At 36.8% G+C, this 17867-nt stretch carries 18 protein-coding genes; 9 read left to right on the forward strand and 9 right to left on the reverse strand.

Annotation, left to right across the window (positions count from 1 at the left end; genetic code table 11):
- Nucleotides 1–132 precede the first annotated feature (132 nt).
- Complete coding sequence (locus CPRO_RS06570; RefSeq protein ID WP_066049376.1) at nt 133–3594, forward strand: pyruvate carboxylase; 3462 nt, start codon at nt 133–135, stop codon at nt 3592–3594.
- 267 nt (nt 3595–3861) lie between these two features.
- Here the strand turns inward: CPRO_RS06570 and CPRO_RS06575 are convergent, their stop codons facing one another.
- Together CPRO_RS06575 and yunB are read right to left on the reverse strand one after the other, a co-directional pair.
- The gene (locus tag CPRO_RS06575) at nt 3862–4437 is read right to left on the reverse strand and encodes a hypothetical protein (RefSeq protein WP_066049379.1); all 576 of its coding nucleotides are present in this window, start codon (nt 4435–4437) and stop codon (nt 3862–3864) included.
- A 66-nt stretch (nt 4438–4503) separates the two neighbouring features.
- Nucleotides 4504–5157, reverse strand: a complete 654-nt coding sequence (gene yunB / locus CPRO_RS06580; protein WP_066049382.1) for a sporulation protein YunB — start codon at nt 5155–5157, stop codon at nt 4504–4506.
- Nucleotides 5158–5349: 192 nt separating this feature from the next.
- On the opposite strand from yunB, the gene CPRO_RS06585 reads away from it, so the two are divergent.
- Both CPRO_RS06585 and CPRO_RS06590 read left to right on the forward strand, forming a co-directional pair.
- Nucleotides 5350–8046, forward strand: coding sequence for a transglycosylase domain-containing protein (locus CPRO_RS06585; protein WP_157881641.1), 2697 nt, complete (start codon nt 5350–5352; stop codon nt 8044–8046).
- Between the two features lie 149 nt (nt 8047–8195).
- On the forward strand, nt 8196–9188 hold the full coding sequence (locus tag CPRO_RS06590; RefSeq protein ID WP_236782399.1) for a lipoate--protein ligase: 993 nt from the start codon (nt 8196–8198) through the stop codon (nt 9186–9188).
- A 907-nt stretch (nt 9189–10095) separates the two neighbouring features.
- Here the strand turns inward: CPRO_RS06590 and CPRO_RS06600 are convergent.
- The 6 genes from CPRO_RS06600 to CPRO_RS06625 form a co-directional block, all read right to left on the reverse strand.
- Nucleotides 10096–11574, reverse strand: coding sequence for a recombinase family protein (locus tag CPRO_RS06600; RefSeq protein ID WP_066049390.1), 1479 nt, complete (start codon nt 11572–11574; stop codon nt 10096–10098).
- 115 nt (nt 11575–11689) lie between these two features.
- Nucleotides 11690–12874, reverse strand: coding sequence for a DUF4236 domain-containing protein (locus tag CPRO_RS15730; RefSeq protein ID WP_066049392.1), 1185 nt, complete (start codon nt 12872–12874; stop codon nt 11690–11692).
- A 182-nt stretch (nt 12875–13056) separates the two neighbouring features.
- On the reverse strand, nt 13057–14211 hold the full coding sequence (locus CPRO_RS06610; protein ID WP_066049395.1) for an exonuclease domain-containing protein: 1155 nt from the start codon (nt 14209–14211) through the stop codon (nt 13057–13059).
- A 127-nt stretch (nt 14212–14338) separates the two neighbouring features.
- Nucleotides 14339–14731, reverse strand: coding sequence for a nucleotidyltransferase substrate binding protein (locus tag CPRO_RS15735; RefSeq protein WP_066049397.1), 393 nt, complete (start codon nt 14729–14731; stop codon nt 14339–14341).
- Nucleotides 14724–14999, reverse strand: coding sequence for a nucleotidyltransferase family protein (locus CPRO_RS15740; RefSeq protein ID WP_236782400.1), 276 nt, complete (start codon nt 14997–14999; stop codon nt 14724–14726). The genes CPRO_RS15735 and CPRO_RS15740 overlap by 8 nt, the downstream gene beginning before the upstream one ends.
- Nucleotides 15000–15073: 74 nt before the next feature.
- Nucleotides 15074–15577: a helix-turn-helix domain-containing protein gene (locus tag CPRO_RS06625; protein WP_066049404.1), complete on the reverse strand. Its 504-nt coding sequence runs from the start codon at nt 15575–15577 to the stop codon at nt 15074–15076.
- A gap of 152 nt (nt 15578–15729) precedes the next feature.
- Between CPRO_RS06625 and CPRO_RS06630 the strand changes: the two genes are divergently transcribed.
- Nucleotides 15730–15948 carry a helix-turn-helix domain-containing protein gene (locus CPRO_RS06630; RefSeq protein ID WP_066049407.1) on the forward strand — a complete coding sequence of 73 codons (219 nt, stop codon included), beginning with the start codon at nt 15730–15732 and terminating at the stop codon, nt 15946–15948.
- A 13-nt stretch (nt 15949–15961) separates the two neighbouring features.
- A complete protein-coding gene (locus CPRO_RS15260) occupies nt 15962–16132 on the forward strand; it encodes a hypothetical protein (protein ID WP_157881642.1) in 171 nt (56 codons plus the stop codon).
- On the opposite strand, the gene CPRO_RS06635 is transcribed toward CPRO_RS15260, so the two are convergent.
- Nucleotides 16116–16397, reverse strand: a complete 282-nt coding sequence (locus CPRO_RS06635) for a hypothetical protein (protein WP_066049411.1) — start codon at nt 16395–16397, stop codon at nt 16116–16118. The genes CPRO_RS15260 and CPRO_RS06635 overlap by 17 nt on opposite strands.
- Before the next feature lie 200 nt (nt 16398–16597).
- Between CPRO_RS06635 and CPRO_RS06640 the strand changes: the two genes are divergently transcribed.
- From CPRO_RS06640 to CPRO_RS15905, 4 genes are all read left to right on the forward strand, one after another.
- Entirely contained in the window at nt 16598–16777 is a 180-nt protein-coding gene (locus tag CPRO_RS06640; RefSeq protein ID WP_066049413.1) for a hypothetical protein, read from the forward strand.
- Between the two features lie 47 nt (nt 16778–16824).
- A complete protein-coding gene (locus tag CPRO_RS06645; protein WP_066049417.1) occupies nt 16825–17112 on the forward strand; it encodes an AbrB/MazE/SpoVT family DNA-binding domain-containing protein in 288 nt (95 codons plus the stop codon).
- A 26-nt stretch (nt 17113–17138) separates the two neighbouring features.
- Complete coding sequence (locus CPRO_RS06650; protein ID WP_066049420.1) at nt 17139–17411, forward strand: hypothetical protein; 273 nt, start codon at nt 17139–17141, stop codon at nt 17409–17411.
- A gap of 125 nt (nt 17412–17536) precedes the next feature.
- Nucleotides 17537–17671: a hypothetical protein gene (locus CPRO_RS15905; protein WP_257721894.1), complete on the forward strand. Its 135-nt coding sequence runs from the start codon at nt 17537–17539 to the stop codon at nt 17669–17671.
- The last annotated feature ends 196 nt before the right edge of the window (nt 17672–17867 follow it).

Below are 17867 nucleotides of genomic sequence, written 5' to 3' on the forward strand. Positions count from 1 at the left end.
GTTTTACTTATATAAATCTCTACAGATTTTTAGTTTACGAATAAGCTATCGTATATTATAATAGAGAACAAGGTTTTTAATTGTAAACTTTGGGTTTTGAATGTAAAGCATAATGATTAAGGAGGTATAAAGATGCAGGAAGTACAAATTAAGAAGTTTAAAAAGGTGCTTGTGGCAAACCGTGGCGAAATTGCAATTCGCGTATATCGTGCTTTGAATGAGCTGGGGATTCAAACTATAGGTATCTTTTCCAAAGAAGATAAATACTCTCTTTTCCGTACCAAAACCGACGAGGCATATTTGCTAAATCCCGAAAAAGGGCCTATTGACGCATATTTGGATATTGATAATATCATTAAGATTGCCAAGGCTAAGGGGGCAGATGCAATTCATCCCGGCTATGGCTTCCTCTCCGAAAATCCTGATTTTGTTTCTGCTTGTAAAAAGGCAGGCATCGCTTTTATCGGCCCAGAGGTTGAAGTTATGTATGCCATGGGTGATAAAATTTCATCCAAGCAAATGGCAATTGAATGTAATGTGCCTATCATTCCAGGTGTAGACCATGCAATTCGTGATTTGGATGAAGTGATGGCTGTTGCCGAAAAAGTTGGCTATCCCGTAATGCTGAAGGCAAGCAACGGCGGGGGCGGTCGCGGTATGCGTATTGTGAACGGACCTGAGCAAATGGCAAAGGAATTTGAAGAAGCAAGAAATGAAGCAAAAAAAGCATTTGGTGACGATAAAATTTTCGTTGAAAAATATCTTCGTAATCCTAAACACATTGAGGTTCAGGTTTTGGGTGATAAATACGGCAACGTGGTTCATCTCTTAGATCGTGACTGTTCTGTACAAAGACGTCATCAGAAGGTAGTGGAATTTGCCCCTGCCTTTACTATAAGCGATGGTGTTAGAGAAAAGATTTTTGCCGATGCAGTGCGTTTGTCAAAGCATGTAAGTTACAAAAACGCAGGAACACTGGAGTTTTTGGTGGATGCCGATGAAAATTATTATTTCATTGAAATGAACCCAAGAATTCAGGTTGAGCATACCGTAACGGAAGAAGTGACTGGTATCGATATTGTTCAGGCTCAGATTTTGATTGAAGAAGGGTATCCTTTGAATTCCCCTGAAATCGGAATTGCTTCTCAGGAAGATATTAGCTGTAACGGTTATTCCATTCAGCTTCGTATCACAACAGAAGATCCTGCAAATAACTTCTTACCTGATACAGGAAAAATCAATGTTTACCGTTCTCCCGCAGGAAATGGCATTCGTTTGGATGGTGGCACTGCATACACAGGTGCGGAAATTACACCTTATTATGACAGCTTGCTGGTAAAAGTGATTGCCCATGACAGACGATTTGAGAACGCAACCAAAAAAGCAATTCGTGCGTTAAAAGAAACTAGAATTCGTGGTGTAAAGACCAACATTCCTTTCCTGATTAATGTGTTGCAGAGCCAGATTTGGAATGATGGAAAGTGTACAACAACATTTATTGAAAGTACACCTGAGCTGTTTCATATTGTGCCCGGTAAAGACCGTGCTACGAAAATTGCAGAATTTATCGGTAATAAAATTGTGAATGAGTCTAAGGGTAATAAACCTGAATTTGATAAAATTCCAGTACCTTCCTTTGGTAAAAATGAGGATGGCTCTACAATTGAAGTAAACGGCGCAAAGAATGCTTTTTTAAAGATGGGTGCAAAGGATTATACCCAGAGTTTAATGAAGGAAAAACGCCTTTTTGTTACAGATACAACCATGCGTGATGCCCATCAGTCCTTAATGGCAACACGCTTACGTACCAACGATTTAATCGTAGCGGCACCCGCTACCAATATGGCAATGGAAAAAGCTTTTTCCGTGGAAGCATGGGGCGGCGCAACCTTCGACGTTGCATATCGTTTCTTAAAAGAGTCCCCTTGGATTCGTTTACAGCAGCTCTCAAAGGCTATGCCAAACACATTGATTCAAATGCTTTTGCGTGCTTCTAATGCAGTTGGATACGCAAACTATCCTGATAACGTGGTACAGGAATTTATCAAAATTTCTGCGGAACGAGGGGTAGATGTATTCCGTATTTTTGATAGCTTGAACTGGGTAGAAAATATGAAGATGCCCATTGAAGAATCTTTGAAAACAGGAAAAATTGTTGAAGGCGCAATTTGCTACACTGGTGATATTTTGAATCCCAAAGAAACAAAATACACTTTGGATTATTATGTGCGTAAGGCAAAAGAGATGGAAGCATTGGGCTGTCACATTTTTGCCATCAAGGATATGGCAGGTTTGATGAAGCCTTATGCTGCAAAAGAGCTGTTCACTGCTTTAAAATCTGAATTAAACATTCCTTTGCATCTCCATACTCATGATACAACAGGCAATGGTGTTAGCACAGTTTTAATGGCAGCAGAAGCAGGCGTAAATATTGTGGATTTGGCAATTCAGTCTATGAGTTCCTTAACCAGCCAGCCTTCCATGAATGCTGTAGCTGAGGCGCTGAAAGGAACAGAAAGAGATACAGGACTGGATACTGACCAGTTGACAGAATTAAGCCATTACTACGAGGGTGTTCGTCAAATTTTCACTGGTTTTGAAAGCGAAATGAAAACACCAAATACTGAAATATATAAATATGAAATTCCCGGTGGTCAGTATTCAAACTTACTGGCACAGGTAAAAGCCATGGGTTCTGCTGATAATTTTGAAGAAATTAAGCAGTTGTATAAGCAGGCAAATGACCTTTTGGGCAATATCATCAAGGTAACTCCTTCTTCTAAGGTTGTTGGCGATATGGCAATCTTTATGTCCAAAAACGGTTTGACCCAGGATAACATTTTGACAGAAGGTAAGGATTTATCCTATCCTGACTCCGTTGTGGATTACTTTATGGGGAATATTGGTAGACCAGAAGGCGGTTTCCCTGAAGAATTACAAAAAATTGTATTAAAAGGCAAGAAACCAATTGAGGGCAGAGCGGGTGCTTTACTACCTCCTGCTGACTTGAAGGCAATTGAGAAGCATTTGCTTGAAACCCATACAATGAAACGTATTAACCCCAGAAATATTATCAGCTACGCTATGTATCCTAAGGTATACGATGACTATTGCTTCCATTGGGAATACTACACTGACGTTTCTAAATTAACCAGCGATGTATATTTCTTTGGTTTAGCAAAAGGGGAAGAAACTTCAATTGAAATCGGTGAAGGTAAAAACATTCTGATTAAGTATATTGATATGTCTGACCCTGATGCTGAAGGTTTCCGCACACTCACTTTTGAAATTAACGGTGCAGTGCGTGAGGTGAAGGTGCTGGATCAGAACTTGGAAGTAAAGAGTGACCGCAAATTAAAGGCGGACAAAAATAATCCTTTCCACTTAGGTTCTTCCATTCCAGGAACAATCAGTAAGGTTTTTGTAAAAGAAGGGGATACAGTAAAGAAAAATCAACCTTTGCTTACTGTTGAGGCCATGAAAATGGAAACCTCAATTGTTGCCAAAGAAGATGGCGTGATTGATAAGATTTATGCTGTTGAGGGTGAAAAGGTTAGCCAAGGAGATTTATTGGTTTCCTTCGTAAAAGAATAAGGAAAATTCTATTGATTTAAGTAAAAAGTATCAATTTTTTTGCAACATCTATAAAAATGAAAAAGGATATCTCGAAAGTGAAATACTGCAGAGGTATCCTTTTTTTCGTTGAAAAAAGAGAGAAGTATTTGTAATGGATTCCAATAGACTTGGGACTATAGAAATTTAAAAAGACGTAAAAAAGGTTATTGCAAAATGTTGAAAACATAAATTGCAATAACCTTTCAATGTGCCCTATTGGGCATTCTAAGCTCACTGACGGGGATTTTATCTGCCGATTGACTTTTTGTACGCAGCAACATCAGCATCTGTCAAAGGCTTTAATTCGTCTGGATTTCTCCATCTAACCCAAATTCGGTCTTTCAAAGATGGAATATCTAAGGGGGCATCCATAGAGTCCTTATCGATGCCGATTACGGTATCATTGTCACCGTTGAACATGATTTCAAAGGGCTTCTCAACGCCATTTTCAAATACAAACATTTGTGTGCTGTAAAAATTCAAATATCCAGCCTCACTTAAAAGGTATTCCTCCAATTTCTCAACAGTAGGGAATGTAATCAGATACCAGTTTCCATCTGCATCTGAAAAATCATATAATTGAAGACCTGTGAATTCCAATTCCTCTTCACCGGTAGCTCCCTTGTCTGTATTCGCAGCACCTTTTAATGTTAAGGGCTTGCCGTTTTTACCGTCGCTTAATATTTCTGTTCCCGGAAGGAAACAGTCTACAAAGCCTTTTACTTCATTTTCTTTCACTTTAATTTTTAGAATGGCGTAGTCACCATTATCGTAAGATAGACTGCCAAGCTCATAAAAAAAATCCTTTAGTGTTTTAACCATTTCCAGTACCTCCAAAAAATAGTAAATCCTAATCAACTAACATTTAATAATATTTTGCACAATCTGTCAATAGATATTCTTGTTTTGTCCTGTACCGAAGAAATAATCTGGTACTTTTCCGCTAATAATTGTGTCAATCAACATTATTTTTTTTGAAAATACTATTTTTTCTTTAAAAAGAGGGTTTGCAATTTGCAATTCAAAAGATAAATTTACCCAAATTTTATAGTTTATTTGATTAATGCCTGCGGATGTAAATGAAGTTTCATAATCCGATGTAACTGCACCTACAGGCATTAGGGTAAAGGGAATTTTAGGCCCGTGGTTTGCGAAAAAAGCACTGTCTAATGCTGCTCCCAAAGGAATTAATATTCTTTCATTGGGCAAAGTTTGCATAGCAGCATTTATTTCATTATTTAATTGGGTGCAAAACAGATTAATCTGTTGTGTGTTTGCGGTATATGTGTGGTTTGTTTCGGTTATGGTCAAAAAGTCTTCCGTGGATAAAGGCAAATCTGTCAGTACAGTTTGAACGCAGTGATTAATGATTTCGTTGGCAATTGCCATGGAACGGGTATGGGAAATCTCTTGCAGAGAAGGCACTATCTGTTTTTCAAATTGCTTTAAAGACAATATAGTAATAAAAAAAACAAAAACAAATGTGAAAAGCAGAATTAGAGCTCCACTTTTTTTATTTTTTTTTCGAAATTTTTTCTTCAATTTTTTCATCTCCTTAAAACAAGAGTATGTGGGAAAGCCTTAGAATATCAAAAGAACGAATATCACAAATTTTTTTTTGTTTTCATTTTGCGTCAGCAGAAAAGGGGATTAAGATTGTTGTAATGAAATTTTTCTTTTCCTCTTTGTTGATTTCTGCTATAATCATATTGAATTTAAAGGGGGTTTATGTACATGAGTGAAACGCATCAAAGGAGACGCCCACCTGAAGGCGCTCCGAGAAGCAGTTCGTCATCTCGTTCAACTAGATCAAATCCGAGAAAGAAAAAAAGACGCAAACGTAAAGGAGGAAGCAGTGGTTTTTTTAAAGTGCTTCTGGCGATTGCTGTAATTGTCGGTTTTGCAGTTGTGGGTGCCGGACTGGGCACGGTGTTTGGAATTCTAAATGGCACAGATATGCTTAATACAGAGGATGTTACGCCGGAATCATATACTTCAATTATATATGATGCTAAAGGAGATGAATTCGATAAGCTTCATGGGGATGAAAATAGAGAATACGTTAAGTTAGCTCAAATTGCCCCATATATGCAGGAGGCTGTAATAGCTATTGAGGATGAACGTTTTTATGACCATAACGGCATTGATATGCGGGGGATTATGAGGGCTACGATACAAAATATTAGGCATCTTAGTTTATCTCAGGGTGCAAGTACACTTACCCAGCAGTTGATTAAAAACGAAGTATTAACCAACGAAAAAACATTTGTGAGAAAAGTAAAAGAGCAATATTTAGCTGTTTCCTTTGAGAAGTCTTTGGCAAAGCAACTGGGTAGCAAGAAAGCGGCAAAGGACTATATTCTGGAATTGTACTTAAATACAATTGGCCTAAGCCATGGACTCAATGGTGTTGAGGCGGCGGCGCAGTATTACTATGGAAAAAATGCCAGCGAGCTTACCTTGGCAGAGAGTGCAGTCATAGCGGGGATTACAAAAAATCCGAGCCAATATGCACCTGATACGAAGCCAGAAAAAAGTAAAGAGAGACAGACAACAATTTTGAAGAAAATGCTGGATTTAAGCTATATTACCCAAGGAGAGTATGATCAAGCTGTTGCTGAAGATGTTTTTTCTACCTTAGTTTGCAGTAAAACAGAAGATGATACGAAAAAAGCAAATCATAATTATTTTGTTGAGGCAATGATTGCTCAAGTTGCCAACGATTTGGTTGAGAAGAAAGGGTATAAAAAGGCACAAGCATACGATTTAATTTATAGTGGTGGCCTCCAGATTTATTCAACCATGGATGCAGCCATGCAAAATACCATGGAAGTTGCATTTACTGATGATTCGTTATTCCCTGCATCCGATGGTACCCTAGATGTTACTTATTTGATTTCGGTTATGGATACAACAAACCCGGATACAAAAAGTAATCAGTCTCATTATGAAAGAAAAACCACGGTTACCAGTGAGGATCAGGTAGATGCATTTGTTGAGTCTGTGAAAAAAGAACTTTTAGATGATACTCATGTTAAGGTTTTGGATAAGGTTACCACATCTAGGTCCTTACAGGCTGCAATGGTAATTATGGATCAACATAACGGACAAGTTAAAGCTTTGGTTGGTGGCAGAGGGCAAAAGCCCGGAGATTCTGTTTTTAACAGAGCAACCCAAGCCCTGCGTCAGCAGGGATCAGCAATGAAGCCATTGGCTTCTTATGCACCTGCAATTGATATGGGGCTTTTAATGCCCGGTTCTGTTATTATTGATGAGCCGGTTACCTATGGCAGTTGGTCACCAAGAAACTGGAATGGCAGATTTTTAGGTCCTTGCACTGTAAGACAGGGTATTCGTGATTCCATGAATATTTTGGCGATTAAAACATTTATGATGGTTGGGGCGGAATCCTCTTTCAAATATATGGAGAGCTTCGGCCTGTCAACCCTGGTGGATGCAGATAAGGCCGCAACAACAGCATTGGGTGGTTTAACCCAAGGTATTTCTGTTTTAGAAGGAACTGCTGCCTATGCAGCAATAGCAAATGGCGGTATTTATAATGAGCCACAGTATTATACGGTTGTATATGACCACGATGGCAATGTTTTGTTGGATAATTCAAAAATAGATACCCATCGAGTAATCAAGGAAACAACGGCATATATGTTGACGGATATGATGAAGGACGTAATTACAGGTGGCGGTAGTGCTACAGGTCATAGAGCTGCAATCAGCGGCATGACTGTTGCAGGTAAAACGGGTACCACCAATGATACCAAGGATTTAACCTTCTATGGGTATACGCCATATTATACTGCAGGTATTTGGATGGGGTATGATACTTCAAAAGTCATTGCAAATGGAGGAAGTGCCCACTTAAACATTTGGCGCACAGTTATGAGTCAGGTGCATCAGGGGCTTTCTAATAAGGGCTTTACAAAACCAAGTGGTCTTGTCAACCAGTCGTATTGCTCTGCTTGTGGGGGAATAGCAACTGATCTATGTGGTCAGGACTATTATGGACTCACAGCCCATACGGATATCGCCGCGGCAGATTTTAAAGGACCCGGTGAAGTTTGTACCGTGCACAAGGTGTTTAGTATTTGCAAGGAATCTGGTAAGCTTGCTTCTGACAATTGCCCTGCTTCCAGCCGTATGGATGTTGTCCTTGCAGTTGATGAAAAGGGTAAAATTTTAAGTAAGCCTTCTAAAATACCGGAAGGCAAAATGGACATTAATATCAAGGAGACTTGCGATTATGACCATACCAATTCACCTCCGCCCTTCGAAGATAATCTTCCTATTGACAATGGTGGATGGGGTGGTAATAATGGGAATAGTCCGGGTACAAATACACCCGGAGATACTAATTATGATGATGGAATTCCTGATGAAAATACTTGGCAGAACAATAACTTTGGAATAAATTAAATTTAAAAATCTTCCTAGCCCCTAGGGTGTGAGGAAGATTTTTTTGTTTTTTAATACCTAAAGAAAGGGATAGATTTTCTCATTTAATAATGGTAAAATAAAAGCAAATTTTACGAAAGAAATGGCTTCTGGCCAGAGGAGGAATCAATATGTCAATGGTTTATTTAAAATCACCCAGTACGGATCCAGCGTTTAACTTAGCGTTGGAGCAATTTGTTTTTGATAAGATGGATCGCAGCAAAGAGTATTTTATGCTGTGGCAAAATAATAATGCGGTAATTGTTGGTAAAAACCAAAATACTTTTGGGGAAGTGAATCCCAAAGTAGTTGAAGAAAAAGGGGTAAAGGTTATTCGTCGTCTTTCTGGCGGGGGAGCAGTTTACCATGACTTAGGGAATTTGAATTTTACATTTATTATGGATGCAAAAGAAGCAAGTGATTTGGATATTAAACTGTTTTGTCAGCCGGTTGCCTCTTTACTACAGGAATTAGGTGCTGATGCACAAGTAAATGGCAGGAATGACATCACAATTGACGGAAAGAAGTTTTCGGGCAATTCGCAATATTTAAAAGAAGGCAGAGTGATGCATCATGGAACAATTATGTTCAATTCTGATTTGGATGTGGTAGCTGCTGTACTTAATGTTGCGGGGGACAAATTTCAGTCTAAGGCATCAAAATCGGTAAAAAGCCGCGTAACAAATGTGAAACCTTATTTAAAACCGGATTTAACGTTAGAGGAATTTCAAAATCAGCTGGTTTCCTACGTTTTTGGGAAAATGCCTGTGGAGACCTATAGTTTGACTGAAAAAGATATAGAGGAAATCGAAAAAATTAAGGTGGAACGCTATGCCCAGTGGGATTGGAATTATGGAAAATCACCTGAATATACTGTGCAAAAGGAACGTCGTATTGATGGTTGTGGTAAAATTGAGGCACATATGAATACGAAGGATGGTAAAATTGTTGAGGTGAAGTTCTATGGAGATTTCTTTGGGGTAAGTGACCATGGAGAGCTATCAAAGTTATTGGAGGGCTGTGAATTAAAAAGGGAGGCTTTAGAAAGAATGTTGGTAAATACAGAAATTGAAAAGTATTTCCATGGGATTTCCGTAAATCAATTTATAGATATTTTGCTTTAAACGCAAAGAATGCATCAAAATGAGAATTACAACATTTTGGTGCATTCTTTTTTAATGTTTTAAAATTGTATATCCCATTAGAATCAATATATGTAATCGTTTACATCAATTGCTAAATAAAAGGGTAGAATGTTTAGGCAAATGTTCCACATTTTTCGTTTGCGCAAATTTAGGATGCCTTGACGGTTTTTCTTTGTCTACCCTCATGATCCATTTCAAAATTATCTCTAAGGATGAGTTGAGAAATGGGAACGATTTCGTAACCCTTTTCTTTCAATCCCTTGATGATGGTATCTAAAACCTCAGGTGTATATTTGGCATCATTATGGAAAAGGACGATTGAACCATTGCCAAGATGCTTATGATTTAAAACTTGGTTTATTTCATGGTCTGCTCCTAATTCTTTCCAGTCTAAGCTGTCCCTGTTAGAAACAAAAAGAAAAGTCGATTATTGACTAGATACTATATAAATTATAATTTCAATTTTAATCTAAATATGTTATTGTATATTTATTGAAAGTTAATATTTTCCATGAAAATAGGGGGGATACTTATTACTTTTCTGATGCGCAATAATTTGATTTTTATTTTTTTAGCAAGCATTTTAATTTGTGTTTTATTGTTCTTATATAAAAAATTTAAGACTAATAACAATAATAGAAAAACGTATTATTTTTTATTTGCATTTCTAGGAATAGTACTATTTTGGATTTTATTTCTTTTTGTATTTATCAATTTGAGGGTATCAATGTATCATGCTGAATATTTTGATTCTGGTTTAGTTTATGCTTGTTTCAGTTCTGCTGTATCAGCTGTAGTTGTAATTATGGTATTTCTAATTAATTATTATCGAAAATAGAATGTCCCAAACACTGTATTGTGTTAGAAGACATTCTATTTTTATACTCTATTTAAAAACGATCTCAACATTATTCTTAGTTAAAATTACCTTCTCTATAAAGCTTCTTGCCACCTTATTTTTCTCTTCAATGGATAAATTCTCCCAGTCGAAATCGCTAAAATTGGCAATCTCATTTTGTTTTTGTGGGATATGAGTAAAACTTTTCATGATATCCTGTTTCTCTTGGTGTAAGGCTTCAATTCTTGAATTAATATATTCAGCGGTGACGCTACTTGCATTTTCAAGAGAGAGAATTAAATTATTTATTTTCTCTTCGATAAGCATAAGTTTTTTATTCTGGTCTTTTTGATTGTGATTTTCGGTATTTTCATTCCGCAGTCTTATATTTTCAGCTTCGTTTACAAGCTGGTTTTCTACAAAGGCCTCTACATCGTAAACACGGTGTGTCTGTATTGCATCGCAACTTTTATGGAGGTAGCGGCCAGAACATGCAAAGTAGGGGATACGTCCTTCTTTAACGGCACCAAAGCGAACAGAAAAGGAATATCCGCAGTAACCACACTTTACAAGCCCTGTCAGCCATGAATATTTGCCCTTGTAGGTGTTTTTAATCTGACGGTTGGATGCTAGTTTAGTTTGACAAGCTAAGAAGGTTTGACTGTCTATAATGCCATCGTGGGTACCAATGGCCAAGAGGTGCTCTGACACGTCTTTATATTTTCGCTCATTTCCATCTCTTTTACCTACCAGGATACAACCATGCACACCGTCAAACTCTTCAACATCGTTTGCCATAATGGCTCCTTTGGATTTATAAAAGTTGTAAATAGCGATATCGGCTTTTACATATGCAGGATTCTTTAAAATAGAGGATAATTTAGCACTGTCAAAATTAACACCACCAGCAGAGAGTATACCCTCAGAGACAAGAAATCTTTGCACGTCTGCCAAAGAAGTATATTGTTGCCTGTACAACTCAAATATCTTGACCACATTGGCTAATTGTTCATTAGGTTGATAAGATGTTGCCTTCTTGCCATCAATAACCGTACGCACCAAATTAAAGCCGTATGCGGCGGGTCCGCCTCCCCATGCACCTTTCCTCACTCGTGCATAGTAATTATCCTTAACACGTTCGGCAATCGTTTCACGTTCCAACTGGGCAAAGACAATAACGATATACAGCATTGCACGTCCCATTGGCGTTGAAGTATCGAATTTCTCCGTAGCAGACACGAAGGAAATACCTTTTTCCTCCAAAGAATTAATGAAGTCACCAAAGTCAACGATGGAGCGGCTAACTCTATCGAGACGATAAACAACTACTTTTGAAACTTCTTCGATGTCCATATCCTTCATCATTTGTTCAAAAGCAGGGCGGTTCGTATTTTTTCCGCTGTAGCCCTTATCTTCATAAATCTTGAACTCTTCATTGAATACTTCACGTTTTGCATATTCAATTTGCGTTTCAATGGAGATACTATCTTTTTTATCAATGGATTGTCTCGCATATATATATATCATGTTAGGACACCTTTCATTTTCTATTTAACTACTCTAAAAAAAACGGTCTTGCAGTACAACCAATTTTATAAAGGTTTTAGTACCAAGCATGACCGCAGCTTTCTTAATAAATAAATCAATATACACACTTTTTACAAGGTGTTAATCCTCTTGAAAGCGCTTCCTCTAATGTAGATTCTGTATAGTGGCCACCATTACATGAGTCGTCGTAGTGATATCTTTTACCGGTTGGAGTTACATAAATGGTTCGACCATTACTTTTTTGAGTATTAGTAACACGAACTGTCTCACTTGCAGCTTTTTGTTCTGCAGCAAGTCTTTCAGCTTCAGCCTTTTGTTCAGCGGCAATTCTTTCTTCCTCGGCTTTTTTTTCTGCCACAAGTCTCTCTTCTTCAGCTTTTTTCTCAGCAGCAATTCTTTCTTCCTCGGCTTTTTTTTCAGCGGCAAGGCGTTCGGCTTCCTGCTTTTCCTTATCTACAATTGTGACAAGTAATTCATTACTTTTAATATCCGATGTTTCAGCCAGGATAGATAAATCCCCCTCATTGCTGAATGTTTTCAGCTCAAGTTCTCCGTTTTCCAGCTTGGAGATCTCAGCTAAAGAATCGTCAGTTACCTCAAAACGGATTTCGGATATATCTGCATTTTCAGGAGTATAGTGCAACTGGACAAATTGATTTTCATTTATATCCATGGTGTCATTACCAACTGAAAGTGCAATTGTTTCAACCGGTATGGAAGGGGATGCAAAGGTATGTACAAACAAACCAATTGTTGAAAATATAATTACACCGATTGTAATGAAAGTATATCTTTTACTATTTGGGTGATTCAATAAATCTTTTTTTACATGTAGCAAATGGAAAATACTTTGAATAAAGACGGCAGGAAAAAATAACCGTACGTTTATCAATGTGGCAATCAAAGTAATGGCAACATATATCATCCAACGCTTGAACTTTTTAGGCGGAAGATTGCCTCCACCTGAAAAATTTGAATATATCTCTGTAGGTGTAGCGTTGTTTTCATTTGAATATGGCGAATAACTATAATTATTCTCTGAAAGAGCAGATCCTCCTTCTTTTGCCTTTTTCTCTTTCTTTTTAGAAGGCTTTAAAGAAGTGGTTGTTACATGAGAAATACCGGTACCAGGGATGCTAAAAGATTTTGTAACTTTCCCTTTCGAATTGAGGGAAACTCTAGCACCTTTTGTGCCCACACTCATTCCTACACCACGTTTACTTAAATTAAGTTTTATGCCTGGAGCAATTTTTATACTCTTTCTAAACCTAAAACCCATACAAATTCCCCCTTAATTGACAAAATATTCTATAAAGTTTATAATGTATTAAGGGTTTGTAGCATGACAAATCTGTTTTTTACCCTCACAGTATTTGCGGTACTGTGGGGATTTTTAGTTTCGGAAAAATATCTGATAGTTCCTTTAAGGCTTGCATATGAGAAGTGCAAACTCTAATAAAATCATTCTAAACAATTTATCAAGTCTTTTTCCTTCAATATTAAAATAGTGTGACCTTTTTCTTGCATTTCAAGAGCTTTTGCGACCTTACCACCATAATTCCCATATTTCCAATTATCACTCCCAGCACCGCCAACAATAAGATAATCCGCCTTTTTAGTAAGGTTGTCTTTGCAGGAACCACCTTTTGAAATAATCATTTCTGTGATATCACTTTTAGATCCTGAGTCGAAGTCTCCCGTTAATACAAATAATTTCTCTTCAAATATAATCGAGCATTCCGTGCAAGATGTTTCTATTGGGTTTACGAATTGTGATAATAGGCAAAGCATCTCATCAGCTTCAGAATCGGTTAAAATACCATCCTCCAGTATTAGAGAGCAAAGTGCGGAAATTTTATCGAATGGATAGTTTCCAGCTAACGACTGGTGCTCTTGAATCCAATCCTTAATGAATATTATTTCATCAATCTCAATTAAATTGTCACTGATTATTTGTTCAGCTAATTCCTTTAATTCTTGCATAGAAATAGTATTATTTGAGTATTTAATTCTATTTTTGGAAGAAATAAAAAAGTTTGTGCAGTTAAGTTCATAAAAATTTTTAATTGTAAAGTTTCTATGAGCTGCAAGTAATATAAAGCTTTCATGTCTATGAGTTTTAAGTATATTGATAATAATGTTTGCCACGGCTAATGCATCGCTAAGTGCATTGTGGTGGTTGTCGATATCAACGCCATAGAGATCTGCTGCTGTCTTTAGTGTATTGTTTTGTAAATTGCCAGGAGAGCACAGATGCGTAATGTGGATATTGTCTATGTAATGAAAGTTATGAATATCAATTGAATATTCATTAAAGCAACATTTTAATACAGACATATCAAATTGAGCATTATGGGCAATTACAAAATGTGTATTAGCGAAATATTCTTTTAATTGCTCCCAGACTTCAAAAAAGTTACTCTCAGTTTTCACCATTTCAAAGGTTATTCCATGAATGTCGACATTCTTCATTAAGAATTCAGCTGTAGGAGGCTTTATTAAGAAATATTCAGTTTTTACAATTTCCTGATTTTTAACCGCAACTATTCCTATGGAGCAGGCACTATTCAAATTATTATTTGCAGTTTCAAAGTCAATCGCTATAAAGTCGTACATAAACAACACCCCTTAAAATTCAAAATTTGACAATATAATACATATTACTTATAATAATATTAAGGGGTTTGTGGCATGACAAATCTGTTTTTACCCTCACAGTATTTGCGGTACTGTGAGGGATTTTTTAGTTTTCCGAAAAATATTCTGATAGTTCCTTTAAAGCTTGCATATGTGAAGTACATATTCTAACAAAGATTTCATCTGCTGTTTTTTCATCGTAAACATGTGAGGTTAGGTTACGGTCATTTAATATCTGAATCCAAGTACGTTCATCATTGATGATTTTATATGAATATGCTTCACGCATGACGGTTTTTGGGCTATTCAGATCAAGAAAGCCTTGTTCTATAAGATACTCTCTCGCTGTTTTCCATGCAAGTTCCACTGAGAACTCAAATCTTTGGATCGCGCCATCACGAACTGTAGTGCTTTTATTCAGATTATACTCCTCTAACGCTTCCTGCAAACGAGATACTGATTTTTCAAAGTTTTCAGCTTTCTTTTGAAAATTACTCATAGAGCAGCACACCATCCTTTTCAATATTTTTAATTAGTTCCTGGTCTGTAGTCTCACTTATAAATACCAGATCAAATTTCAAAAGAGTAGGAAGATCATCAACATCAGACCAAAACCGAGATTGGTTACAATCCTTCATACCGTAAATAGCCAAATCAATGTCACTTCGTGAATGATTATCCCCACGGGCACGAGAGCCAAAGAGAACAATTTTTTGTGCTTGATATTTTTTGCCTAGGGCTTTTATTTCTTGGTAAATTGTTTCCATAGGGAGCATCCTTTCTTATTTCATAGTAATACCATCTTTCATGTCTTATGAATATTGAAATAACTTTTTCGCTTTTAGGCGTCTTTTGCGGAGATGGAAGCTATAGACGTTATGCCCTTTTTCTCGGCCAGCATTTCTTGCTTTATCAATTCTAATTCTTTTTCATCCTCAGCGGTAAGCTTCGTCACTGAGGCGGGGAAAAGCTCTTCTGCTATTTCTTCGTTCCTATTTGTAAGATTACTGCGTTCATATTCCTTTTCTAAAACTAAATTAACCATATCTTTGCCAGATTCATTTAAGCATCGATATTTAGAAATTAGTTTTATTTCGTTGTGGTCTAAATCAAAATTACATACTCTACCAAAATTAATATCTGTTATTTCGTCCTTCATTAAATAATCTAGAGTGGTATCAAAATATTCAGCTAATTTTTTGATAGTAGATAACTTAACGTTTTGATAACCTTTTTTATAAAATCCATCAATGGTTGTATATGGTATTCCACTTTCTCTTGATAAAACATTTTTGTTTATGTCATTTTTGTTCATTAGGAAATCAAGTTTTTCTAGGAAATTCATAATACTTCCCTCCTTACTTTTCCATAGTATATCTGTTTTATTATCTAGTCAAGTAAAAAATTACCCTGCAACGGAAAAAAGTATTGACAATTTACGATGCAGGGTATATTATGTGATTGTAAATACCTTGCGGGGTAAAAGGAGGGGAGAGTATGATGAAAAATTTAAGAAATGAATTACAAAAGAAAAACATTACGATAGTTGCATTTGCAAGTTTTTTAGGAGTATCTGAAAAAACAGCTCAAAACAAATTAAATGGAGTTACGGATTTTACTTATCCCGAGGCAATAAAAATTAGTTCACTTTTGTTTCCAGAATATACAATGACATATTTATTTAGAACAGAGGAGGAAGAAAAAACCGCTAGCTAAGGAGGGGGGAGCAGTGACTAAGTATAGTGAAGTTTTTAAAACCAAAAATGGGACGGAGGTGAAAATGGAAATAACAACTGAGTGTTCCACAGATGAAGAAATGAGAGAAACACTCAGTTTCATTGCATGCAGCGCACACCAATTTTATCTTCAAGCGGGAAGAGCAATTAGTAGTACGCTTTGATAAGCTCGGGTTTGCCATCATAATGGTCATACTCAATATTCTTTACAGTATATGTATTGAGTTTATCTTGGGTTGTAATTGTATTTCCAACTTGAATATTGGGTTTGTCTTCAACTAAAAATTCTATATGTTTGCCTGATTCATCGGTATTTTCTAAGCCTTTAAATACACCAATTTGCTCTTGCAAATTAAAAATTTCATAAGTGAGCAAATCGTTAGAAAAATCTTCAAAAAACAGTTTGGCAGGGACTGGTAATATACCCATTGGCATTACCTCCTTTCTTAATTACTCGGCATTGCAGTGCTTGTACAGAAAGGATAGCACGATGTGACAAAATATTCCACAATAATTACAAGCTACTTAAGGTATGTGAGATTAGAAAAAGAACCTATTTTTAGAATAGGACAAATATGCAGAATAGGACAAATTCTATAAAGCATAGCTTTTACTAGGGGGTGTTTAAGATGCCAAGAGAGGCTAAGAAAACTGAATACACTGTAACGGTACGCCATAAGGAAAAGACCAAAGAGGAAGCGGAGATTCACGAAAGAAATTGTGCTCGTGTACTTATTGAAGCAAAGATGAAAGCGGCGGAAGCTATAAAAGCCAAAGCGGCACAATCTATTAATGTAGTTAGTAAATAGGGGCGCAAGCCCTTTGATAAGGACAAGCTTTAAGAAAGGATGAATTTATGAAATCAACGGGGATTACACGCAAAGTAGATGATTTGGGCAGGGTGGTTCTGCCCATAGAGCTTCGGAGGAATTTAGGTATTGGCATTGGTGACACCCTAGAGATATTTACAGACAAAGAAATGATTGTGTTGAGACGGTATAATGCCGTGGATGATTTGCTTACCATGGCAGTTCGGCTAAAAGATAGAGTCGTTGTTGAAGATTGTGGCGAAATGAAGCCTGTTTTATTGGACAAGCTTTCTGAGGTTGAAAAATTGCTTATGAGTGAAGTGGACAAGTATTAGTATTACATAAAAATAAGGAGGTAGCCATGGACCCAAGGGAAATAGAGGAGGTTGAGCAAATATTTGACTTAAAAACAAGGAAAGAAAAGCGAGGCAAGCGGAAGAATAGGAAACAGTTTTTTTCAGAACTTTTTAAGTGTGTTTTTTTGATGGTTGTTGCAATGCTTTCAGCGGCGATTATTGTGCCGAAGTCGGAAGCGGCACCCGAAAAGGCTCTGATTATTTATGAGTTCTGCGCTGTCTTTGCAATCATTATTTTAGTTAGTTTTTGGTTGGACAAGCCAAGGAGAAAGAAGTGAGAAACCAATGAGGAATTTATGCAATAAAAAAGGCACTGGGAAACCCAGCACCACCACAAAATTATTATAGCATAGATTCTATTTTGGGACAAGCATATTCTCTATATAGATGCTAGGAGGTTATTATGAGTAAGTTTGATATATGCCCTTTTTGTGGCGCAACGTTAGACCATGGGGAAACCTGTGATTGTAGATGTAAATCTATTAAGGAAGAAACGCAAGAAATCTGTGTTTGCCAAAATGAAGAGAAAATGGAATAGATGCAAAAAAAGTGCCCCTCTCTTGCGGTAACAAGAGGGGGGCAAGGTTTTAGATAAAACCCAAGATATAGTACTTATATTATACAACAGAGTACATTGTTTTACAAGTATTTTGGGTTGCTTTCCATGAAAAAGCCTTTTTCTAAAACCTAGGAATTTAGGGGCAGAGTTGCCCTTTAACTCCTCGATAACAAGA

This window comes from Anaerotignum propionicum DSM 1682 (genome assembly GCF_001561955.1).
GTDB lineage: Bacteria > Bacillota > Clostridia > Lachnospirales > Anaerotignaceae > Chakrabartyella > Chakrabartyella propionicum.

Excerpts from the sequence above, each read along its gene's own strand:
- CPRO_RS06610 (WP_066049395.1), bottom strand. The coding sequence starts at position 14,211 with ATGTACGACTTTATAGCGATTGACTTTGAAACTGCAAATAATAATTTG.
- CPRO_RS15735 (WP_066049397.1), bottom strand. The coding sequence starts at position 14,731 with ATGAGTAATTTTCAAAAGAAAGCTGAAAACTTTGAAAAATCAGTATCT.
- CPRO_RS06650 (WP_066049420.1), top strand. The coding sequence starts at position 17,139 with ATGGACCCAAGGGAAATAGAGGAGGTTGAGCAAATATTTGACTTAAAA.
- CPRO_RS15740 (WP_236782400.1), bottom strand. The coding sequence starts at position 14,999 with ATGGAAACAATTTACCAAGAAATAAAAGCCCTAGGCAAAAAATATCAA.
- CPRO_RS06625 (WP_066049404.1), bottom strand. The coding sequence starts at position 15,577 with ATGAATTTCCTAGAAAAACTTGATTTCCTAATGAACAAAAATGACATA.
- CPRO_RS06570 (WP_066049376.1), top strand. The coding sequence starts at position 133 with ATGCAGGAAGTACAAATTAAGAAGTTTAAAAAGGTGCTTGTGGCAAAC.
- CPRO_RS06630 (WP_066049407.1), top strand. The coding sequence starts at position 15,730 with ATGATGAAAAATTTAAGAAATGAATTACAAAAGAAAAACATTACGATA.
- CPRO_RS06635 (WP_066049411.1), bottom strand. The coding sequence starts at position 16,397 with ATGGGTATATTACCAGTCCCTGCCAAACTGTTTTTTGAAGATTTTTCT.
- CPRO_RS06640 (WP_066049413.1), top strand. The coding sequence starts at position 16,598 with ATGCCAAGAGAGGCTAAGAAAACTGAATACACTGTAACGGTACGCCAT.
- CPRO_RS06575 (WP_066049379.1), bottom strand. The coding sequence starts at position 4,437 with ATGGTTAAAACACTAAAGGATTTTTTTTATGAGCTTGGCAGTCTATCT.
- CPRO_RS15905 (WP_257721894.1), top strand. The coding sequence starts at position 17,537 with ATGAGTAAGTTTGATATATGCCCTTTTTGTGGCGCAACGTTAGACCAT.
- CPRO_RS06585 (WP_157881641.1), top strand. The coding sequence starts at position 5,350 with ATGAGTGAAACGCATCAAAGGAGACGCCCACCTGAAGGCGCTCCGAGA.
- CPRO_RS15730 (WP_066049392.1), bottom strand. The coding sequence starts at position 12,874 with ATGGGTTTTAGGTTTAGAAAGAGTATAAAAATTGCTCCAGGCATAAAA.
- CPRO_RS06645 (WP_066049417.1), top strand. The coding sequence starts at position 16,825 with ATGAAATCAACGGGGATTACACGCAAAGTAGATGATTTGGGCAGGGTG.
- CPRO_RS06590 (WP_236782399.1), top strand. The coding sequence starts at position 8,196 with ATGTCAATGGTTTATTTAAAATCACCCAGTACGGATCCAGCGTTTAAC.
- CPRO_RS06600 (WP_066049390.1), bottom strand. The coding sequence starts at position 11,574 with ATGATATATATATATGCGAGACAATCCATTGATAAAAAAGATAGTATC.